Origin of the sequence: Streptomyces rectiviolaceus (genome assembly GCF_039533825.1) — a bacterium.
GTDB lineage: Bacteria > Actinomycetota > Actinomycetes > Streptomycetales > Streptomycetaceae > Streptomyces > Streptomyces rectiviolaceus.
Window position 1 is genome coordinate 1 of sequence record NZ_BAAAUG010000170.1, and the last position, 20,246, is coordinate 20,246.

Annotated in this window: 15 protein-coding genes; 6 read left to right on the top strand and 9 right to left on the bottom strand. The window is 70.5% G+C overall.

The features are described 5' to 3' along the window. The 5 genes from ABD378_RS36935 to ABD378_RS36955 form a co-directional block, all read left to right on the top strand. A partial coding sequence (locus tag ABD378_RS36935; RefSeq protein WP_344528482.1) for an MFS transporter occupies positions 1 to 1,220 on the top strand: 1,220 nt, incomplete at its 5' end. 204 nt (positions 1,221 to 1,424) lie between these two features. After that, complete coding sequence (locus ABD378_RS36940) at positions 1,425 to 3,248, top strand: AMP-dependent synthetase/ligase (RefSeq protein ID WP_344528485.1); 1,824 nt, start codon at positions 1,425 to 1,427, stop codon at positions 3,246 to 3,248. 110 nt (positions 3,249 to 3,358) lie between these two features. After that, positions 3,359 to 4,621, top strand: a complete 1,263-nt coding sequence (locus ABD378_RS36945; protein ID WP_344528487.1) for an ABC transporter substrate-binding protein — start codon at positions 3,359 to 3,361, stop codon at positions 4,619 to 4,621. 16 nt (positions 4,622 to 4,637) lie between these two features. Then, on the top strand, positions 4,638 to 7,424 hold the full coding sequence (locus ABD378_RS36950; protein WP_344528489.1) for an ABC transporter permease subunit: 2,787 nt from the start codon (positions 4,638 to 4,640) through the stop codon (positions 7,422 to 7,424). Next, complete coding sequence (locus tag ABD378_RS36955; RefSeq protein ID WP_344528491.1) at positions 7,421 to 8,215, top strand: ABC transporter ATP-binding protein; 795 nt, start codon at positions 7,421 to 7,423, stop codon at positions 8,213 to 8,215. Before ABD378_RS36950 ends, ABD378_RS36955 begins: the two co-directional genes overlap by 4 nt. A gap of 10 nt (positions 8,216 to 8,225) precedes the next feature. On the opposite strand, the gene ABD378_RS36960 is transcribed toward ABD378_RS36955, so the two are convergent. The 7 genes from ABD378_RS36960 to pqqA all read right to left on the bottom strand — a co-directional run bounded on the left by ABD378_RS36960 (position 8,226) and on the right by pqqA (position 13,614). Then, positions 8,226 to 9,335 carry a PQQ-dependent sugar dehydrogenase gene (locus ABD378_RS36960; RefSeq protein ID WP_344528493.1) on the bottom strand — a complete coding sequence of 370 codons (1,110 nt, stop codon included), beginning with the start codon at positions 9,333 to 9,335 and terminating at the stop codon, positions 8,226 to 8,228. Positions 9,336 to 9,338: 3 nt separating this feature from the next. Continuing rightward, complete coding sequence (locus ABD378_RS36965; RefSeq protein WP_344528495.1) at positions 9,339 to 10,376, bottom strand: chitinase; 1,038 nt, start codon at positions 10,374 to 10,376, stop codon at positions 9,339 to 9,341. Between the two features lie 102 nt (positions 10,377 to 10,478). Beyond that, positions 10,479 to 11,588, bottom strand: a complete 1,110-nt coding sequence (gene pqqE, locus ABD378_RS36970) for a pyrroloquinoline quinone biosynthesis protein PqqE (protein WP_344528544.1) — start codon at positions 11,586 to 11,588, stop codon at positions 10,479 to 10,481. Between the two features lie 8 nt (positions 11,589 to 11,596). After that, positions 11,597 to 11,869, bottom strand: coding sequence for a pyrroloquinoline quinone biosynthesis peptide chaperone PqqD (gene pqqD / locus ABD378_RS36975; protein WP_344528497.1), 273 nt, complete (start codon positions 11,867 to 11,869; stop codon positions 11,597 to 11,599). Further along, positions 11,869 to 12,579, bottom strand: a complete 711-nt coding sequence (gene pqqC, locus ABD378_RS36980; protein WP_344528499.1) for a pyrroloquinoline-quinone synthase PqqC — start codon at positions 12,577 to 12,579, stop codon at positions 11,869 to 11,871. The genes pqqD and pqqC overlap by 1 nt, the downstream gene beginning before the upstream one ends. Further along, on the bottom strand, positions 12,576 to 13,478 hold the full coding sequence (gene pqqB, locus ABD378_RS36985; protein ID WP_344528501.1) for a pyrroloquinoline quinone biosynthesis protein PqqB: 903 nt from the start codon (positions 13,476 to 13,478) through the stop codon (positions 12,576 to 12,578). The genes pqqC and pqqB overlap by 4 nt, the downstream gene beginning before the upstream one ends. A 10-nt stretch (positions 13,479 to 13,488) precedes the next feature. Beyond that, complete coding sequence (gene pqqA / locus ABD378_RS36990) at positions 13,489 to 13,614, bottom strand: pyrroloquinoline quinone precursor peptide PqqA (RefSeq protein WP_344528503.1); 126 nt, start codon at positions 13,612 to 13,614, stop codon at positions 13,489 to 13,491. Between the two features lie 334 nt (positions 13,615 to 13,948). Here pqqA and ABD378_RS36995 point away from each other — a divergent pair, with 334 nt between their 5' ends. Beyond that, positions 13,949 to 14,740: an aldo/keto reductase gene (locus ABD378_RS36995; protein WP_344528546.1), complete on the top strand. Its 792-nt coding sequence runs from the start codon at positions 13,949 to 13,951 to the stop codon at positions 14,738 to 14,740. A gap of 33 nt (positions 14,741 to 14,773) precedes the next feature. On the opposite strand, the gene ABD378_RS37000 is transcribed toward ABD378_RS36995, so the two are convergent. After that, positions 14,774 to 19,141 carry an SAV_2336 N-terminal domain-related protein gene (locus ABD378_RS37000; RefSeq protein ID WP_344528505.1) on the bottom strand — a complete coding sequence of 1,456 codons (4,368 nt, stop codon included), beginning with the start codon at positions 19,139 to 19,141 and terminating at the stop codon, positions 14,774 to 14,776. Next, a complete protein-coding gene (locus ABD378_RS37005) occupies positions 19,131 to 20,180 on the bottom strand; it encodes an AAA family ATPase (protein WP_344528507.1) in 1,050 nt (349 codons plus the stop codon). The genes ABD378_RS37000 and ABD378_RS37005 overlap by 11 nt, the downstream gene beginning before the upstream one ends. Positions 20,181 to 20,246: the final 66 nt, after the last annotated feature.

The following is a 20,246-nucleotide window of genomic DNA, read 5'->3' on the forward strand; positions in this document are numbered from 1 at the left end:
AGGGGCTCGGCGCCGCCGCGATGTTCGCGACGACGCTGCCGCTGCTCGGCGCCGCCTACCAGGGGCGGGACCGGTCGGTCGCGCTCGGCGTCTGGGGCGCGGTCAGCGGGGCCGCCGCGGCCCTTGGACCCATCGTCGGCGGGCTGCTCGCCGAGGGGCCCGGCTGGCGGTGGATCTTCTTCGTGAACCTGCCGGTGAGCGTCGCGTCGATGTGGCTGACGCTGCGCGTGGTGCCGGAGTCGAAGGGCCAGGCGGGCCGGCGGGTCGACTGGGTGGGCACGGTGACGTTCGCGCTGTTCGCGGGCGCGCTGACCTACGGAGTGGTGCGGGCGGGGTCGGAGGGCTGGACGTCGACGCCCACGGTGGTGACCCTCGCGGTCTCGGTGCTCGCGCTCGCGGCCTTCGTGGCCGCCGAACGCCGCGTCGCGCACCCGCTGCTCGACCTGAGGCTGCTGCGCATGCCCGCCTTCACGGGCGTACTGGTCGGCGCGATCGGCTACAACGCGGCCGCGTTCGGCCTGATGCCCTACCTCTCGATCTGGCTGCAGACCGTGCTCGGCATGAGCCCGGTGACCGGCAGCCTCGTCATGCTGCCGCTCGCCGCGACCTCGTTCGTCGTGGCCGCGGTCGGCGGACGGCTGCTGCACGGGGTGCCCGCGCGCCTGACGATCGGCGTGGGTCTGCTCCTGATCGGCGCCGGCGGTGTCGCCCTCGCGGTGCTCGACGCCGGGTCGTCCTGGGGTGCGCTCATCCCCGGGCTCACGCTCGCGGGCGTCGGCACCGGCCTGGTCTCGCCCGCCCTGGGGGGCGCGGCACTCGCGGCGGTGCCGCAGGCGAACTCGGGGATGGCGGGCGGCGCGGTCAACACCTTCCGTCAGCTCGGATACGCGCTCGGGGTCGCCGTCTTCGGCACGGTGCTGACCTCGCGCATGCAGGACTCGCTCGGCCATGACGCGGCTCACACCGTCGCGGGCGGCGGCGCGTCGGCGGTGCGTGGCACGCTGTCCGAGCACGCCGTACGGACGGCGTTCGCCTCCGGTCTGAACGCGGCGGCGGTCGTCGCGGGCGTGGTGGGTCTGGTGGCGGGAGTGGCGGTTCTCGTCATGGTGCGGTCCGCGCGCACCGCTCCGGGCGCGGGGACGGGCACGGGGACGGGGACACCGGAAGCGAAGGTTCCGGCAGCCGCAGGACGCGTCCTCGAAGGACAGTCACAGCCGTAACCGCTGCGTACAGATTCGGTGGAGATTACGCCACCGAAACTTACTCAACCGTAAGTATTCTGTCCCGCCTCTCCCCTTGTGGCCGGGTTTCACCGGCTGACCAGCGTGGATGGTACGTACCGAGGGGTCGGTCACCCCTCTCCCGCAGGGCACTGCGGTGAGGTACCGTCACCGGCGCTGTGCGGAGCGCCACAAGGAGCATCATTGCGCGAGTTCACGAACCCTCCGTTGGCGTCGGCGCCGCTGGTGGGCGGCCTTGCCGACGTCGTGTTCGACCATGCCCTTGAGGATCCGCTCCACGTCGCCCTCGGCCGAAAGACCGACGGCGAGTGGCGCGACATCACATCGGCGGAGTTCCGCGACCAGGTGATGACGCTCGCCAAGGGGCTGCTCGCCCAAGGGGTGCGCTTCGGCGACCGCGTCGCCATCATGTGCCGCACCCGCTACGAGTGGACGCTCTTCGACTACGCGCTCTGGACGGTCGGCGCCCAGGTGGTGCCCGTCTACCCCACGTCATCCGCCGAGCAGGTCTTCTGGATGCTGCACGACGCGCAGGTGTCGGCGGCCATGGTCGAGCACGAGGACCATGCGATGACGATCGGCTCGGTGATCGACCGGCTGCCGCAGCTGCGCAGGCTGTGGCAGCTGGACGCCGACGCCGTGGACGAACTGAACCGTGCGGGCCAGGACGTCGACGACGAGGTGGTCAACCGCCACCGCCGCGCCGTCACCCCCGACTCCATCGCCACGATCATCTACACCTCGGGCACCACGGGCCGTCCCAAGGGCTGTCTGATCTCCCACGCGAACTTCATGTTCGAGGCGGACACGGTCATCCAGCGCTGGGAGCCGGTCTTCCACTCCCGGCGCGGCGACGAGGCGACGACGCTGCTCTTCCTGCCGCTCGCGCACGTCTTCGGGCGGATGGTGCAGGTCGCCGCGGTCCGTGGCCGGGTCAAGCTGGGCCACCAGCCGAGCCTGAACGCGGCGGCGCTCATCCCGGACCTGGCGGCGTTCCGGCCGTCCTTCATCCTGGCCGTGCCGTACATCTTCGAGAAGGTCTTCAACGCGGCACGGCGCAAGGCCGAGAAGGACGGCAAGACGGGGCCCTTCGACAAGGCCGTGGAGTGCGCCGTGCGGTACGCGGACGCGATGGAGGCCAAGGCCTTCGGCACGGGCCCTGGACCTTCGGCGGCCCTGCGCATGCAGCACTCGCTCTTCGAGAAGCTCGTCTACGCCAAGGTGCGCGACGCCATGGGCGGTCGCGTGCGCCACGCGATGTCCGGCGGCTCGGGGATGGACCGGCGCCTCGGCCTGTTCTTCGCGGGCGCGGGCGTCCAGATCTACGAGGGGTACGGCCTGACGGAGTCGACCGCTGCCGCCACCGCCAACCCGCCCGAGCGCACCCGCTACGGCACGGTCGGCCAGCCCATCCCCGGCACCACCGTGTACATCGCGGAGGACGGCGAGGTGTGGCTGAACGGCGGCAACGTCTTCCAGGGCTACCTCAACGACCCCAAGGCCACCGACGCGACCCTGCACGAGGGCTGGCTCGGCACCGGCGACCTGGGGGCGCTCGACGAGGACGGCTATCTCACGATCACCGGGCGCAAGAAGGAGATCCTGGTGACGTCCGGCGGCAAGAGCGTCTCGCCGGGGCAGCTGGAGGAGCGGGTGCGCGACCATCCGCTGGTCGCGCAGTGCATCGTGGTGGGCAACGACCGCCCGTACATCGCGGCGCTCGTCACGCTGGACGGCGAGGCCGTCGAGCACTGGCTGAACATGCGCCGCAAGCCGCCGATGTCGCCGACGGACCTGGTGCGCGACCCGGATCTTGAGACCGAGGTGCGGCGGGCCGTGGTGGCCGCCAACACCCTCGTCTCGCAGGCCGAGTCGATCCGTACGTTCCGGATACTGGCTCACCAGTTCTCCGAGGAGCACGGGTTGCTGACCCCGTCGCTGAAGCTCAAGCGCAAGGCGATCGAGACGGCCTACTCGGCTGAGGTCGAGGCCTTGTACCGGGCGTGAGGTGAGCCGGGCGAGTTTCTGACGGTTCATCAATTTCCGCCGCGTCAGTTATTGACGGTTCATCAGGTCACGCACAGAATCACCCTCACTTCGTCGGAGGGGGCTCGCCCGTGTCGCGATCGATCCGCACCATCACCGCCACCGTGGCCGCACTGCTGCTCGCCACTGCCTGCAACTCCGCGTCCAACAGCAGCGGTTCGAGCGGCGGTGACAAGGCCGGCGGCTCCGTGCGCGGCGTGAGCGCCGACTCCATCAAGGTCGGCGGCATCGTCTCCATGACGACCGCGAGCGGCTACAGCAAGAAGGACACCGACCTCGGCGCCAAGGCCCGCTTCGACCGCGCGAACGCCGAAGGCGGCGTACACGGACGGAAGATCGACTACCTGGGCGCGGAGGACGACGGCCAGGACCCGGGCAAGAATCTCGCGGCGGCGCGCAAACTCGTCCAGCAGGACAAGGTGTTCGCGATCTCGCCGATGAGCTCGGTCACCTTCTCCGGCGCCGACTTCCTCCAGAAGCAGAAGGTCCCCACGTTCGGCTGGGGCACCATCCCGCCGTTCTGCGGCCCGAGTTACATGTACGGCTTCGGCGGCTGCATGGTGCCGATGCCCGGCGGCACCATCACGCAGAGCTGGCCCGAAGGCCTGAAGAAGGTGACGGACGGCTCGAAGGGCAAGTCCGTGGCCATCCTCGCCAACGACAACGACGCGGGCACCTTCGCCATCCGCACCTACAAGCAGAGCTTCGCCGCGGCCGGTTACAAGGTGACGTACGCCAAGTCGACCGTGCCCGCGACCTCCGTGCCCAGCGACTGGTCGGCGTACACGAAGGAGATCCTGCGCTCGGACGGCGGCAAGGCGCCGGACGTGGTCGTCTCCGTGATGCAGACCCCGTACAACATCGGCCTGTTCACGGCCGTCAAGCGCTCCGGCTTCAAGGGCGTGATCACGGACCCGACCGACTACGACCCGGGCCTACTTGCCAAGAGCGCGACGAAGAAGGCGCTCGACGGCGTGCACATCCTGCTGTCCTTCCAGCCGTTCGAGCAGAACACCGCGGCGATGAAGCGGTTCAAGGCGGACATCAGGAAGGCCGCGGGCGAGGACGTCCCGCTCAACATGCACATGATGACCGGCTATATGTCCGCGGACCTCTTCCTCTCGATCGCCGGGAAGGCGGGCAAGAAGCTGACCGTCGACTCCTTCCAGCAGGCGGCGAACGGCTTCTCCGACACGGACACGATGGTCGGCGACCGCAGCCTGCCCAAGGGGCAGAAGGAATCGTTCGGCTGCGGCGCGCTGGTGCAGCTCAAGGGCGGGAAGTACTCGGTGTCGGCGCCCTTCAAGTGCTACGAACCCATCCCCTTCAAGTAGGGGGGGTACGACACCCATGTCGGACCTGCTGGGATTCGTGCTGAGCGGTCTCGTCTCCGGCGCCCTGTACGCGCTGCTCGCGACGGGCCTCGTCCTGTCCTACTCCGCATCCGGGCTCTTCAACTTCGCACACGGCGCCACCGCCTACCTCTGCGCGCTCACCTTCTACGAACTCCACTCCGGCTTCGGCTGGCCCGCCGTGCCGACCGCGCTCCTTCTCGTCTGCGTCGTGGCGCCCGCGCTCGGCTGGGGCCTGGACCGGCTCATGTTCCGCAAGCTGGCGAGGGTCGGCGAGACCGCGCAGATCGTGGCGACGATCGGGCTGCTCGTCGCGCTGCCCGCGCTCGGCCTGTGGGTGGTTGAGCTCCTGGAGGACGCGGGGGCGTCCGTCAAACCGGCCGAGAACCAGTTCGGCCTGCCGGGCGTCGGTCCCAGCCCCGCCAAGAACTGGCAGCTCATGGACGGCGTCGGCATCGACTCCGACCAGCTGATCACGTGGGTCGCGACGGCCGTGGTCGCGGTCGGCCTGTGGGTCCTGATGCGGCACACGCCGCTGGGGCTCCGGCTGCGGGCGGCGGTGGACAACCGCTCGCTGGTGGAGCTGCGGGGCATGAGCGCGGACCGGCTCTCATCGGTGGCGTGGATGCTGTCGTCGGGGCTCGCGGGTCTTGCCGGTGTGCTGGCAACTCCCTTGCTGGGCCTGTCGTCGCACGACTTCACGCTGTTCTTGTTCGTGTCGGCGACGGCAGCGGTCCTCGGACGCTTCATGTCGATCCCGCTGGCGTTCGCGGGCGGGCTCGGTCTGGGTGTGCTCCAGAATCTGGTCGCCGGATACGCGGACTTCGCGGAGAAGATCACCGGTTTCCGCACGGCGGTTCCTTTCCTGATCCTCTTCGCCGGACTGCTTCTCATGACGCGGCGGCAGCGGACGGCGGGCACGGCGGCGGTGGACGCGCCGCCGATCGACTATCTCGCCGGGAAGCCGTGGGTGCGCAGGTGGGGGCCGTGGGCCGTGGGAGGTGTGCTGCTCGCGCTGTCCTTCTACACGGTCACCACGCCCTTCTGGAGCGGCATCCTCGCGCAGGGCCTGGCGATCTCGCTGGTCTTCATCTCGTTCACGGTGGTGACGGGCCTGGGCGCGATGGTGTCGCTGGCGCAGGCGACGTTCGTGACGGGCGCGGCCCTCGTGGCGGGGCTCCTGATGAGCCATGGGTGGCCGTTCATCGCGGCGGCGCTGGTGGGGACGTGCGGGGCGGCGGTGCTCGGCGCGCTGGTCGCGCTGCCCGCACTGCGTCTGGGCGGGCGGTCGCTGGCATTGGCCACGCTTGCCCTGGCCTTCCTCGCCGATCAAGTCCTTTTCCAGATGGGGTGGTTGAGGAACGGCGACACGGGGTGGGAGATCCCGCGCGCGGTCTTCGGTCCTGTCGACCTGAGCGACGACCGGGCGATGGGCGTGGCGATGGGCGTCCTGGTGGCGCTTGCCGTGGCCGCACTGAGTGCGCTGCGGGGGTCGGCCACGGGGCGGGCGATGCTGGCGGTGCGGTCCGCGCCGGCGGCGGCCATGGCCTCCGGGGTCTCGGTGGTGCGGACGAAGCTGCTGCTGTTCACGCTGTCGGCAGGTCTCGCGGGGTTCGGCGGCGTGATGTACGCGTCGTTCAACACGCGGATCACAGCCACGGACTTCACCGCGATGACGGGGCTCGTGTGGTTGGCGGTGGTGGTGGCCGCAGGCGTGCGCAGGCCGCAGTTCGCGGTGGTGGCGGGGCTCGTCTTCGCGATCGTGCCGCACTTGGTCGCCGACTACGTGACGGAGTCCGTGCAGTTGCCGGTGATTCTGTTCGGGCTGGCGGGGTTGGCGCTGGCCAATGATCCGGATGGGTACTGCGCGGCGGTTTCGGTACGACTGCATCGGCGGCATCTTTCAGCCCGTCCGGCGTTCGAGGACGAACTCGGCGAAGCCGGTGATGACGGCATGCAAGGCCCCCGCGCCAGAGCGGCCCGCGGCGGAGCCGCTGTGTCACAGCCGGGAAGGGGCGCCCGCGCGCGGAGCGCGCTGATGGGGCACAGCGGGGAAAAGTCCCCGCCCTCCCTGGCCCTGCATGACGTCCACGCCGGATACGACGGCGCCCCCGTACTCCACGGAGTGACCCTCACCGTCCACCCCAGCGAGATCGTCGCCCTGCTCGGCCCCAACGGCGCGGGCAAGTCCACGACGTGCAAGGCCGCCGCCGGGCTTCTCACCCCCACCAGGGGGCAGATCTACGTAGCCGGGCAGGACGCCACGCGGAACGGCCCCGTCCACCGCTCCCGAGCCGGAGTCGTCCTCGCCCCCGAAGGCCGCGGCATCTTCCCCTCCCTCACCATCGAGGAGAACCTCACCCTGCACCTCCCGGAGGGGGACGCCCGCGACGCGGTCTACGACCGCTTCCCCGGCCTCGCCGCGCGACGCAAGGTCACCGCGGGCTCTCTCTCGGGAGGAGAACAGCAGATGCTCGCCCTGGCGCCCCTCCTCCAGCGACCGCCCAAGGTACTGATCGCGGACGAGCCGTCCCTCGGCCTCGCACCCCGCGTGGTCGACGAGATCTTCCGCCTGCTCGCCGAACTCCGCGACGCGGGAACGGGGTTGCTCCTGGTGGAGGAGAAGGCCGCCGAGATCCTCGGCATCGCCGACACCGTCGCCTACCTCGCACAGGGCAGGGTCTCCTGGTGCGGCCCGCGCTCCGAGGTCCGGGCGGACCAGCTGACCGAGGCCTATCTGGGCATAGCCGCGCAGGGCCACATCGAAGGAGTGGGCCGGCCATGAACGATCGCGTCCTCGAAGCCTCCGGCATCGGCGTCCGTTTCGGCGGCGTCCACGCCCTCACCGACGTGGACCTGAGCCTGCGCCCCGGCGAGGTCTGCGGCCTCATCGGCCCCAACGGCGCGGGAAAGACAACGCTGTTCGACGTCGTGTCCGGCATCCGCCGCCCCGATCAGGGGCGCGTCCTGCTCGACGGCGCCGACGTCACCCGCCGCTCCCCCGTCTGGCGCGCCCGCCACGGCATGCGCCGCACCTTCCAGCGCCAGCAGCTCTTCGGGCAGCTCACGGTCACCGACAATCTGCTCGTCGCGCAGGAGTGGCGGGGCGGCGGTGGCGGGTTCGCCGCCGATCTCCTGGCGGCGCCCACCCGGCGTACGCACGAGAAGGAGAGGCGGGAACGCGCCTCAAGTGTGCTGCGTGAGTGCGGACTTGAGGCGCTGGCCGACGGCTACGCGGGCGCCCTCCCCGTCGGCCGGGCCCGCATGGTGGAACTGGCACGCGCGGTGGCGGACCCGCCCAGGGTGCTGCTCCTGGACGAGCCCGCCTCCGGAATGACGGCCGACGAGCGAGGCCAGCTGTCGGCCGTCATCCGGCACCTCGCGGACGAGGAAGGCTGCGCCGTGCTCCTGGTCGAGCACAACGTCGCCTTCGTGATGGAGCTCTGCGCCCGCGTGGTGGTACTCGACCTGGGCACCGTCCTCGCCGAGGGCACGGCGGCCGAGGTACGCGCGGACCCGAAGGTGCGCGACGCGTACCTCGGGACCGGCGGGACCGGCGGGACCAGCGCGGCCTAGGACCGCGCCGCTAGCCGATGGTCACGCGGAAGATCTGGTCCGAACCGTCGGGCTGCCCACCGTTGTTGTCGGCGTTCGTGGTGGAGAGCCAGAGCTGGTTGCCCTCGGATGCCGCGCCCGGCACGGCCGTGACCGCGCGCAGCCGCCCGTACTCACCGACGTAGAACGCCTTCGGCGTCCCGACGTCCTCGTTGTCGGCGTTGATCGGTATGCGCCAGAGCCGCTCGCCCTTCAGCGCCGCCATGTAGACGGCGCCGTCGACGACGGCGACGCCGCTCGGCGAGGCCTCGGCGACGCCCCAGGTCGTCTTGGGGTTGGTCATACCGGAGACGTCACAGGTGCCTTCGCACGTGGGCCAGCCGTAGTTCTTGCCGGGCTTGATGAGGTTCAGCTCGTCCTTCTTGCCCTGCCCCAACTCGGCTTCCCACAGCCGCCCTTGGGTATCGAAGGCGATGCCTTGCGGGTTGCGGTGCCCCATGCTGTAGGCGTAGTTGCCGAAGGGATTGCCGGGGGCGGCCTTGCCGTCCTTGGTGAGGCGCAGGATCTTACCGTTGAGGGAGTTCTTGTCCTGCGCGAGGGCGCCGTCCTGGGCGTCGCCCGTGGTGGCGTAGAGGTATCCGTCAGGGCCAAAGGCCAGGCGGCCGCCGTTGTGGTACTTGTTCTTCTTGATCCCCTTGAGCAGGGCCTTGTAGTCGGTCAGCTTCGTCCCGTCGTACGTCATGCGCGCGATGCGATTGCCCTCGGACGAGGTGTGCATGACGTACACGTAGTGGTTCGTGGCCCAGTCCGGATCGACGGCCACTCCCATCAACCCTCCCTCGCCGCCGGTGGTCTGGGAGTCGGGAACGGTACCGATCTGCTTCTTGTCCTTGCCGTCGGCCGAGACAAGCCAGACGCGGAAGTCGTCGCGCTCGGTGACCAGGGCGGACTTGCCGTCGGGCGTCCAGGACGTGCCCCAGGGGATCGTCCAGCCGGTGGATATCGTCGCTATGTCCGTCGGTTCGCCGACCGCTGCCTTCGGCTGGTCCGGGGCCGCGGACGCGGACGTGACGTACTGCGCGAGGCCGACGATCAGAGCGGCGGCGCCGAGCACGGCCGCTCCCTTCTTTCCGCTGTTCATCTCTCAACCCCCGTACTGCGCGACGATTTTGGTGAAGTCGTACGGAGCTTGCGACACCCCACTGCACGAGTCCCCGGCGCTTCCGCCGCCCGAGCAGTCGCGGTCGCGGTTGACGGCCCAGAAGGAGAACCGCGCGATGTGGTGCTGCTTCGCGTAGGCGAGGATCTGCTTGAAGTCGTTCGTGGTGACGGTCTCGCCCGCCACGTCGGTCTTGCCGTTCATCGAGGAGACGCCGATGCGCTTGTACGCGTCGGCGTCGCTGTAGCCATAAGCACTCTTGACCGCGCTCTTCAGGCCCTCCATCGCGCTGACCGAGGCATCGCCCATGGAACCGCTGTGACTGCCGAAGTCGAACGGCATGATCACCCAGGCGTCGTTGTCGAGACCGGCCGCCGCGCCGCGCTTGATGAGGTCCTTGCCGGTGGCGTCGGGACCGCTCGGGGTCGTCCCCATGGTCACGTAGGTGACGATCCCCGGGTTCTTCTGCTTCACGATCTTCAAGGCGTCGACGACACGCTGGCGCACGGTCGCATTGCTGAACTCGGTGTCCTCGATGTCGATGTCGAACGCCTTGAGCTTGTAGGCGTCGATGACCTTCTGGTACGCACCGGCCAGCGCGGTGGCACTGGTGCACTTCTCGCCGAGCTTGGCGCCGCTCCAGCCGCCGACGGAGACGACGATGTCTCCGCCGGCGCCGCGGATGGACTTGATGGCGGACTCGTCGGAGCCGCCCTTCAGCGGGCGGCTGCCGTCCCAGGCCGGGTTGCAGCCGCCGTCGGAGAGGATGAAGGCGAGCGTGAACCACTTGACGCCGGTCGCGGCCATCACGTCGGTGGGCTTCTGCGGGCTGCCCCAGCCGAGGTACTCGTACGGGGCGGCGTGGATGGTGCCGGACGCCTTGGCCGTCGGCGCTTCGGGTGTCTTGGCCGTCGTCTCCGGGGGCGCGGCCGACGACTGTGCGGCCAGGGCGAGGGACGCCGTCGTCGCGAGGACGGCGGCCGCGGCGAGCGCGGTGACCGTTCTGCGGTGGGTGTGAGACATGGGGGGTGTGTTCTCCTTTGTGGTGTCAGCAACCTGTTAGGAAGGGTTCCTAACGATCTGAGGTCGCGGGAGTGGGGTCACGTCCCGCAGCGAGGGAAGGTCTTACGTCTTCGGGGGCGCCCGGTAGACGAAGTCGCCCGCCGTGGCTGATGCCGCGCCGTCGACGAGGGCGCGGACCGCCCCGTGGTCCGGCGAGCGGTGGCAGGCGGGGTCCGTGCGCGATGCGTCGCCGGTCAGGGCGTACGCCTGGCAGCGGCAGCCGCCGAAGTCCACGGTCCGCAGCTCGCAACTGCGGCAGGGCTCACGCATCCACCCCTGGCCGCGGTAGCGGTTGAAGGCCGCCGACTCGCGCCAGATCCAGCCCAGTCGGTGATCCTTGACGTTCGGCGCGTCGGGTCCGACGAGTTCACCGGCGGCCGGGCACGGGAGCGCCGTTCCGTCCGGGGCGACCGTCAGCGAAATGGAGCCCCAGCCGCCCATGCAGGGCTTCGCGATGCCGTCCACATAGTCGGGCGCCACCCACACCAGCTCCATGCGCCCCGCGAGCCGCTCCCGCCACCGCTCGACGCGCTCACGGGCCCGCGCGACCTGGGTGCGGTCCGGGAGCAGCGCGTCCCGGTTGCGCAGCGCCCAGCCGTAGAACTGCGTATTGGCGAGCTCGACCCGGTCGGCGCCCCAGCTGAGGCCCAACTCCACGATGCCGTCGAGCGCGTCGAGATTGGCACGGTGCAGCACGGCGTTGAGACCGAGGGGAAGATCCGCCGCCCGCACGAGCCCGGCCGCCTTCTCCTTGGCGGTGAACGCCCTTGCTCCCGCGATGAGTTCGGCACTCTCCGGATCGGCGTGCTGCACGGACAGCTGGACGCTGCGCAGGCCCGCGCCGACGAGGACCTCAAGGCGGGCTTCGTGCAGTCCGACACCGCTGGTCACGAGCTGTGTGTGGATCCCGGCCGAGTCGGCGGCCGTGACGATCTCGTGCAGATCGCGGCGCAGGAGGGGCTCACCGCCGGACAGATGCGTCTGCACGACACCGATGTCCGCGGCCTGTCGCATGACGTCGCCCCATTGGGCGGACGTCAACTCCGCACTTCTGGCGACCAGTTCGGTGGGATTGGAGCAGTAGGCGCACCGCAGGGGGCACCCGTGTGTGAGCTCGGCAAGAAGGGCCCACGGCGGTTCGACAGATTCGGCAGATCCGACAGGCCGCCGCAGGGACTCCGTCACCGAAGCCACCCCTCCGCCCGCAGGGCCGCGAGGAACCGCGGCACGTCGTCGGCCACCGCCGCGCCAGGGTGCCGCCGCTCCAACTCCTCCACGATCGCGGCGACTTCACGTTCCCCGTCGCACAGCTCCACGATGCTCCCGGCGGACCCGCGCAGCACGACCACCCGCTCGGGCAGCACCAGGAGGTCGACGCCGCGCACCTGGTCGTGCCGCAGGATCACCGAGCGCGCCAACGCGGGCCGCCAGTCGAGACGTACGACCTCAGTCATCAGCCGCACCCCGGCCCCCGGTCGACCGCGTCGAGCAGCGTCCACAGCACATCGCACTTGAAGCCGAGCGCCGCGACGGCCCGCTCCTGCTCCTCCCGGGTGCGGGCCCATTCCAGGACGAGTCCGAGCGCTTCCCGCCCGTCACGGCCGCCCTGCTCCACGCGGGTGCGGAAGTACGCGAGGCCCTCCATGTCGATCCACGGGTAGTGCCGCTCGAAGGCGTCGATCCTGGTCCGCATGAGATCCGGCGCGGACAGCTCGGTGAGCGAGGCGGCGACGGCGTCAAGGAGGGGCCGCAGGCGGCAGAAGTTGACGTATCCGTCGACCGCGAGCCGCACACCGGGCAGCACCCGCGAGGCGTCGAGGAGGTCACCGCGCTCGACCCCGGCGGCCTCGCCGAGCCGCAGCCACCGCTCGATGCCGCCGTCCCCGTCCTTCTCCCCGTCGTGGTCCTGGATCCTGCGCACCCAGCCGCGGCGCAGCGACGGGTCGTCGAACTTGGCGAGGATGAGCGCGTCCTTGACGGGGATGTGGCGCTGGTAGTGGAACCGGTTCACGATCCAGCGGCGCAACTCCTCGCGGGTGAGGGTGCCTTCGTGCATGCGTACGTTGAAGGGGTGCCGGTCGTGATAGCGCTCGGCCGAGACGGCGCGCAGCCGCTCGGTGAACTCGCCGGGTGTCCAGGGAGCCGTCTCATGGAGAGCCGTCACAGCTCGATCACCATCCGTTCCGCCGCGACTTCGATTCCCCACTCCGCGAGGAGCTTGTGCTGTTCGGCGTGCGGGTTCCCGAGCGGGTTGGTGTTGTTGAGGTGGGTGTAGAGGCAGCGCCCCGGCAGCCGCGCAAGACGGTGCGCGGTGCCGCCGGGGCCGGTGATGGGCAGGTGGCCCATGCCGGTGGAGGTACGGGTGGAGAAGCCGGAGCGCAGGGGCTCCTCGTCGTCCCAGAAGGTGCCGTCGACGAAGACGCAGTCGGCGTCGCGCGCGGCTTCGTCGAAGGCGTCGGACCAGACGGCGAGGGCGGGGGCGTAGAGGAGGGTGCGTCCGGTGGCGGGTTCGCGCAGCCGCAGAGCGACGGACCAACTCTCGCTGGCGTCCGCGTAGTTGGCGGCGTACCGGGGCTTCTTGGCAGAAAGCGGGACGGCGCTGACCGTGACACCGGACTCCTGGTCCAGCGGGCACCCCGCGCCGACGGGCAGCTCACGCCACCGCACCGGCGTGTACGGACCGAGGACGGCATCGAGGCGCAGCCCTTCCCGCACGGCGTCGAGCACGGGCGGGGTCGCCAGGACGTCGACGCCGCCGTGGGCTTCACGGAGCCGGGCGATGCCAAGGGTGTGGTCGAGTTCGGCGTCGGTCAGGACGACGCCGGCGACGGGGGTCTGCCGGGCTCCGGGCCCGGGGTGGAGTTCCGGGGCGGCCTCGATCTGTTCACCGATGTCGGGGGTGGCGTTGACGACGTACCAGCGTCCGTCCCCCGCTCGAACGGCGAGCGAGGCGTGCCGACGGCGGCGCTCCGGGTGGGCGCGTGCCCCGGTGCACCCGGGACACGCGCAGTTCCACTGGGGAAGACCGCCGCCCGCCGCGGTGCCGAGCACCTGCAGCAGCATGGCGGCGGGACTACCGGTCGGCGCTGCGGTACGCGGTCACTTCGAGCGCGGTCTCCACGACCTCGTACTCGGGGGTCTGCCATGCGGTGACGGCTTCCGTCACTTCCGGCGCGGTGGGATTCTGGTCATCGTTCATGGGCGTGTGGCTGCCTTCCTGAAGAGTGGGGGTTCAGGAGTCATGAGGAGTCACCGGCCGCAGAGTGATCCGCGTGATGGGGGTGGAGCGGGTGTCGCGGGGTGTTCACCAGGCGTTCACATGAGTGTTCTGCGTTCAGTGATGTGCAATAGAGTCGCGGTATGACGGAACGCGGTCAATGGTGCGGACCAAAAAACGCCCCGACTTCACCCGGGAGTGTTCAAGGAATGCAGCACCGCATCTGATCGTTGACCATGGGAGCACCAACCGACGACTTAAGGATCGAGAGCTCGTGAGCAAGGTCCCCCCGATCATCCTGAACAATGGCGTCGAGATGCCGCAGCTCGGCTTCGGCGTCTGGCAGGTACCGGACGACGAGGCGGAGGCGGCCGTCGCGACGGCGCTGGAGGCCGGGTACCGCAGCATCGACACCGCAGCCATCTACGGCAACGAAGAGGGCACCGGCAAGGCCATCGCCGCCTCCGGCATCGCCCGCGAAGAGCTCTTCGTCACGACGAAGCTCTGGAACACCGACCAGGGCTACGACTCCACGCTTCGCGCCTTCGACACGTCCCTGGAGAAGCTCGGCCTCGACCATGTGGACCTGTACCTCATCCACTGGCCGCTGCCCTCCAAGGGCCTCGCCGTGGACACGTACAAGGCCTTCGAGAAGATCCAGGCCGACGGCCGCGCGAAGTCCATCGGTGTCTCGAACTTCCTGCCCGAGCACCTGGAGAAACTGCTCTCCGAGACGTCGGTCATCCCCGCCGTCAACCAGATCGAACTCCACCCGCACCTCCAGCAGCGCGCCTCCCGCGAGATCCACGCGGAGCAGGGCATCGCCACGGAGGCCTGGTCCCCGCTCGGCCAGGGCAAGGGCCTCCTGGAGGTCCCGGCGATCGTCGCGATCGCCCAGAAGCACGGCCGCACGCCGGCCCAGGTCGTCCTGCGCTGGCACATCCAGCTGGGCAACGTGGTGATCCCCAAGTCCGTGACGCCGTCGCGGATCAAGGAGAACATCGACGTCTTCAGTTTCGAGCTCGACCCCGAGGACATGGCGGCGATCAGCGCGCTGAACGAGGACCGGCGGCTGGGGCCGGATCCGGCTACGTTCGACGTGGCCTGAGGCCTTCCCTCGTCCGAGGCCCTGGTCCGGTGTTCAGGAGCGGAGCTCCTGCCACTGGGCCAGGGTCTCGCGAGCGGCGGCCGTTTCCGCGGCGTCCTCGCCGAGCTCGCGGGCGAAGCCGTCGGCGGCCCGGCTCAGTTGGACGATGGCGCCCTCCCTGTCGCCGTCCGCGGCGAGTGCGTGCGCGAGATGTGATCTGGCCTCGTGCGTGCGGAGGTGATCCTCTCCCAGTGAGCTCTTCAGGTGGGCAAGTGCCGCTTGCTGCAGCACGATCGCCGCTTCCGGCTCTCCGGCCCGTTGGTAGGCCTCCGCGAGCTGCTGGCGCGTGCGCAGGGTTCCCGGATGCACGTCGCCCAGACTGGTCATGCGTTCGTCCAGGCTCGTTTCCAACAGGGTGATCGCGCGCCGCACTTCTCCGACTTCCAGGAGCGCTTCGGCCAGATCGCTGTACGCCCTGCGGGTCTCGACATGCGCCTCCCCCAGGACACTGATCCGTTTGGCCAGCGTCCGTTCGTACAGAGCGATCGCCTTTTCCCTGATCCCACCGCGTCGGTAGGCCTCGGCGAGCGAAGCGGCCGACCGAAGAGTCTCCGGGTGCTCGTGGCCCAAGATCTCACCCCGGGTGGAGAGAGCTTCCTCGTACAGCGGAATGGCGCGCTCCAAGTTCTCGTCGAGCACGCAGGCGCGGGCCAGTCGGTCCTTCAGGCGCAGTGTTTGCGGATGCTCCCCGCCCAGAGCTTCGGCACTGTGCGCCAGAGCCTCCTCGTACATCTCTATGGCCTGGCCCAGCACACCCTCGCGCTCGTACACCCCGGCCAGGGTCGACAGAGCCGTGAGCGTACGCGGATGTCCCTCGCCCAGGACTTCCCGGAAACCGGCCACCGCCTCCTTGAGCTCCCCCACCGCTCGCGTCGTGTCGCCCACCGCGTCGAACGCGAGAGCCAGCTCCGCGCGCACGGCGAGTGTGTCCGGGGACAGGTCGCCCCATACCCGCCGGCAGGCGGTCAGCGCCTCCTGATATGTGGCCACCGCACGGTCCCACGCCTCGTCCGCCAGGTACGCACCCGCGAGCCGCGCCAGCAACGGAACCGTCGCCGGATGGTCCTCGCCCGGCCCCCGGACCGCGAGGGAGCGGGCCGCCTCCAACTCCCTGATCGCCCGCCTCGTCGCTCCCGTCGCCAGGTACGCGCCGGCGAGTTCCGCTCGCAGCGCGAGCCTCTCGGGGTCGTCCTCGGCCCTGCCCGCCCTGTCCATCGCCGCCCGTACATCCCTGAACCGCGCCAGCGCCCGCTCGGGCTCACCCGCCGACACATGGGCGACGGCGAGCGACATCGTGGCGCGACGCGCTCGGGGATCCTCCGCTCCCAAGATGCGCTGCAAGGACTCCGACGCTCTGCGCAGGAAATCCAGAGCCTGTTCCACCTGGCCCTGGGCCATGAGGAAACGTGCGGTCTCCGCCAGCAGAGCCCCGAAGACCGCGTCGTCGTCCTCGGGCCGGGAATGGGCCGCGAACGCCTCGATGTGCGGGAGGAGAGCGCGCCAGCGGTGCCAGCCGGCCGGGTCGTCCGCGTCAACGGGAACCCCTGCCTCGAGGCAACGCGCCGCCGTCCCCCGGGACGCCCGGACCTCCTGCTCCCTGCTCGCGCCCCCCTGCTCGCCGGTGTCCCAGGAGCGCGCGAGGGAAGCGATCAGGCGATGCACACTGACCGTCCCGGCCGCCTGGGTCTCGACCAGACCGGAGTTCTTCAGAAGCTTCAACGCATCGGAGACTTGTGGCCCCGGGAACTGCGCTCCGGTCAGCAGGTCCACGGGGACGGGTGCGGAGCCGTACCAAGCCAGGACCTGCAAGATCCGCCTCGCCGTCGGATTGCTGACGGCTCGCAGACGCTCCCTGAAGGTGTCGCCGATACTGACCGGCGCAGAGTCGTCCTCCGCGTCCTGCGGCCGGTACTCTCCCGCCTCGATCATGGCGCGGTACTCATCGACGGGGACGCCTGTCGAGGCGATGTGTGCGGATGCCATCGCCAACAGAAGTGGAAGCCGGTCGAGGGCTTCACACAAGAGCTCCACCTCCGCCGGCTCCCCGTCCGCGCGCCGGTTGAACAGCGCGACGGCTTCGGCCAGTTCGGGAACGTCGAGCTCCATGGGTGTGGCGATCCCCTCCCAGCCGGTGGCCAGGCGGCTGGTGATCAGGACATTCCCGTTCGTGCCCAGGCGGGACAGGAGTACGCGTACGTCCTCGGGGTTCTGCACTCCGTCGAAGACGAGGACCCAGCCCTTGTGCGAGGTGAGCCACTGGAGCGCCCATTCCCAACGCCCTTCCCTCGCCAGGAAGTCCGGGACCGAGGGCTGCAGTGCGCGGGTCAGGCCGGAGAGGCCCTTGACGATCGAAGCGGGCGACTCCGCGTTCACCCACCACACCGGCCCTCTGGAGTCGGCCCGGGCCACCCCCGCCGCCCACTCCGCCACCAGGCACGTCTTGCCCACGCCCGCCACCCCGTGGAGGACGACCCTGCCGGGCGCCGCGGACGCTTGTCGCCAGGTGAACAGTTCCAGGTCCAGGCGCTCGAGCTCAGCTCTTCTGCCGACGAACTGCCCCCACGCCGCCACATTCGTCAGACCCGGCGGGCTCGAGACGGTTGCGGGCGGGTCGAAGCCGCCGAGCGGGGACGGCGAACGGAACGGGGAGGACCCGACATCGGTGTCGTACGGATCCGGTCCGGACCCGCTGACAGCGCTCTCCTCCCCCGCCGGCCGCTCCGCCACCCGGATCGCCCGCCCCCGGAGCAGACCCAACGCCTCCTCGCTCACCAGCGCGAACGGCTGGCCCGCGTCCCCGAGTGCTCGGCCCCCCGTCCCCTCCGCCACCGGCACGACCGCCCTGAAGGCGCGGGTCGTCGAGCCGGCCCTGGTCTCGATCTCCGCGCCGATCCGGTTCAGCAGCTCGGCGACCGCAAGCGACTCGGGGCGGGGCAGGGTTTCCAGGAGGGCGCTTCTCGCACCCGGCACGAAGTCGTACAGGCCCCGCTCCGGATCGACCGGCTCCAGGAGGCCGCTGAGGAGAACCTCGGCGAGGTCGCTGGAACGCGAGCCCGGCGTGACCCGCTGCTGGATCAGTCGCATCACCGGCAGTGCGGGCACCGACAGAGCGACATGCGCCGCCAGGTCCACCGCCGTGGGCGAGGCGGCTGCCTGAAAGCGCAGAATCCGTTCGGTGATCGTCAAGTCCCCCTCAGCCACGAGGGGTTGGCCGTGCGGTGGCTGTGACGCGCTCACATACGTCACCGCCGTGTCCCGGTGGTGATCGCCGGACGCGGTCACCAGGCCCGCCCAGTCGGCCAGCCACTCGGGAGCCAGCTCCAGGACGGGCACGGGGACCGCGTCCGGTGCGGGGAGCCCCGCCCGGCCGTCGTGCGGGGTGAAACGCAGCGCGGTGTTGGGGGCACCCGCCCGGGATGCGATCGCCCTGCCGGGGATCGCGGGGGCCGCTGTCCGGCGCCAGAGACGTTCGGGGAGGGGCTGCAGGACGGCCGTGGGGCCACGCCTGGCCCACAGATGCAGGGCGCAGGCCGTGCGCCCGCCCCACCAGTGCGGGCCCGAGCAGTCGCTGAGCACCAGGGTCACCTGACGGCCCGTCGGGTCCACCATGGCCGCCGGGGCCATCGCGGGCCCTCCGGGCGAGGAGCGGACGCGGATGTCCGGACCGAGGTCGGCCAGGTGCCAGAGCCGCACGTCCCGGAACGCGCCGGTGCGCTGCATCGCCTCGCGCAGTTCACGGGCGAGCGGGCGCCACACCTCCATCGCCGGGCCCGTGTCGACTACGAGGGCCAGGCTCAGGAGGCGGTCGGTGGCGGGGACCATGACCGGGGCCCAGGGGCGCAGGCCGGCATGGAGTGCGGCGCGCGCGGCCGTCGCCTCCTCGTCCAGGATGCGGCGGCGCCGGTCGGGGACACGCCGTTTGAGCGGCCGCAGGGCCCGCTGGATCTCCAGTTCGTGGCGCAGGGCCTGTGGAGCCGGGACCAGGACATCCTCGGCGTCGCTGCCGGGCTGCGGAAGACCGCGCGGGAGATGCAGGGCGGCTCGGTGTGAATCACTGCCGCCTGCGCCGGTGCCGGGCGCACCATCCGGCGCGCCGGTCCGGTCGCCGACGGCCCCCGCGGCGCCCGAGGGAAGCTCGCTGCCCGCGACCGCACCGCCCCTGCTCTCCGACGGGCCGACGCCCACCCCGTCGCCCCGGCCGCGCCCCACCTCCTGGCCGCCCTCGCCGCCCCGCGCTCCCCCTGGCTCGCCCTGAGGCAGTCGCTCCGCAAGCCAGAGCATCTCCGCGAGCTCCAGGGGAGTGACGTGCGGGCCCAGGGTGTCGAGCAGGCCCCGCAGTCTCCGCAGACGCTCAGTCTCCATCGGAGCGCGTCGCCTCGCTGCTCAGGAAGGGCATCACCTGGTCCGCCAACTTCCGCACCGTTTCGGGAGGTTCGCTGAACGAAGCGTGATGGCACATGTAGATGGCGTTGAGGAGCTGGTCGTTCGCGAGCAGCCCACCGCTGCGCCGCTCGAAGAAACGGTCGATGATGTCCCGCGCACCCGCGGGCAGCTCACCCGCCTCGCCCTCGACCACCGGCCCGAGGTGCTCGCGGACGATCGCCGTCAGCTCGGCCACGCTCGCGGGCTGCTTCAGATCCACGGTCACACAGCGTCGCAGAAAGGCCGGCGGGAATTCGCGCTCGCCGTTGCTCGTCATGACGACGAGCGGGAAGGCGCGGCAACTGACCGTGCCGTCGCGGATCTGCACGCGGTCGGTCGTGCTGTCGGCCGTCATCACCCTGGCCGTCGGCGCCGCACGACGGGCCAGCTCGACGATCTCGTACGCCCCCTTCTCGAAGATGGTGAGGAGGTCGTTGGGGAGATCGATGTCGCTCTTGTCGATCTCGTCGATGAGCAGGACGCGAGGGCGCTCGTACGGGAGCAGCGCCGTACCGAGGGGTCCGAGGCGCAGATAGTCCCCGATGTCGTCGCCCCCGGAGCCGTTCCCGTCGTCGTGGCGGGCGCGCTCGGCGGCGTACAGCCGCGTGAGCGGGTCGTACTCGTACAGTCCGTCACGGAGCGTGACTCGGCTGGTGATCGGCCAGTGCAGGACCTTTCCAAGGCCGAGTTCATGGGCCACCGCGTAGGCGAGGGAGGACTTGCCGGTGCCGGGCGCACCTGTCACCAGGAGCGGCCTGCGCAGATAGAGGGCGGCGTTGACCTGGCGGATCGCGTCCTCGCCGGGGCGGTAGCTGACGGCCGCGTGCGGGTTGCCGGAGTCGCCGGGCGGGGTACGCAGGGCCGGGCCGCCGGAGAAGGTGCGCCATGGGGGCGGGGCCGGGAGGCGGTCGATGCCGTCGTGCGGGACCCGGCTCCCGGAGTAGATGCGCCAGTTGGACGTCTCGGCGATGTCAGGCACGCTTCACGCTCCCCGTGCTGCCCGCGCTACCCGTGCTTGCCGCGCTACCGGTGCTCACTGCTCTCC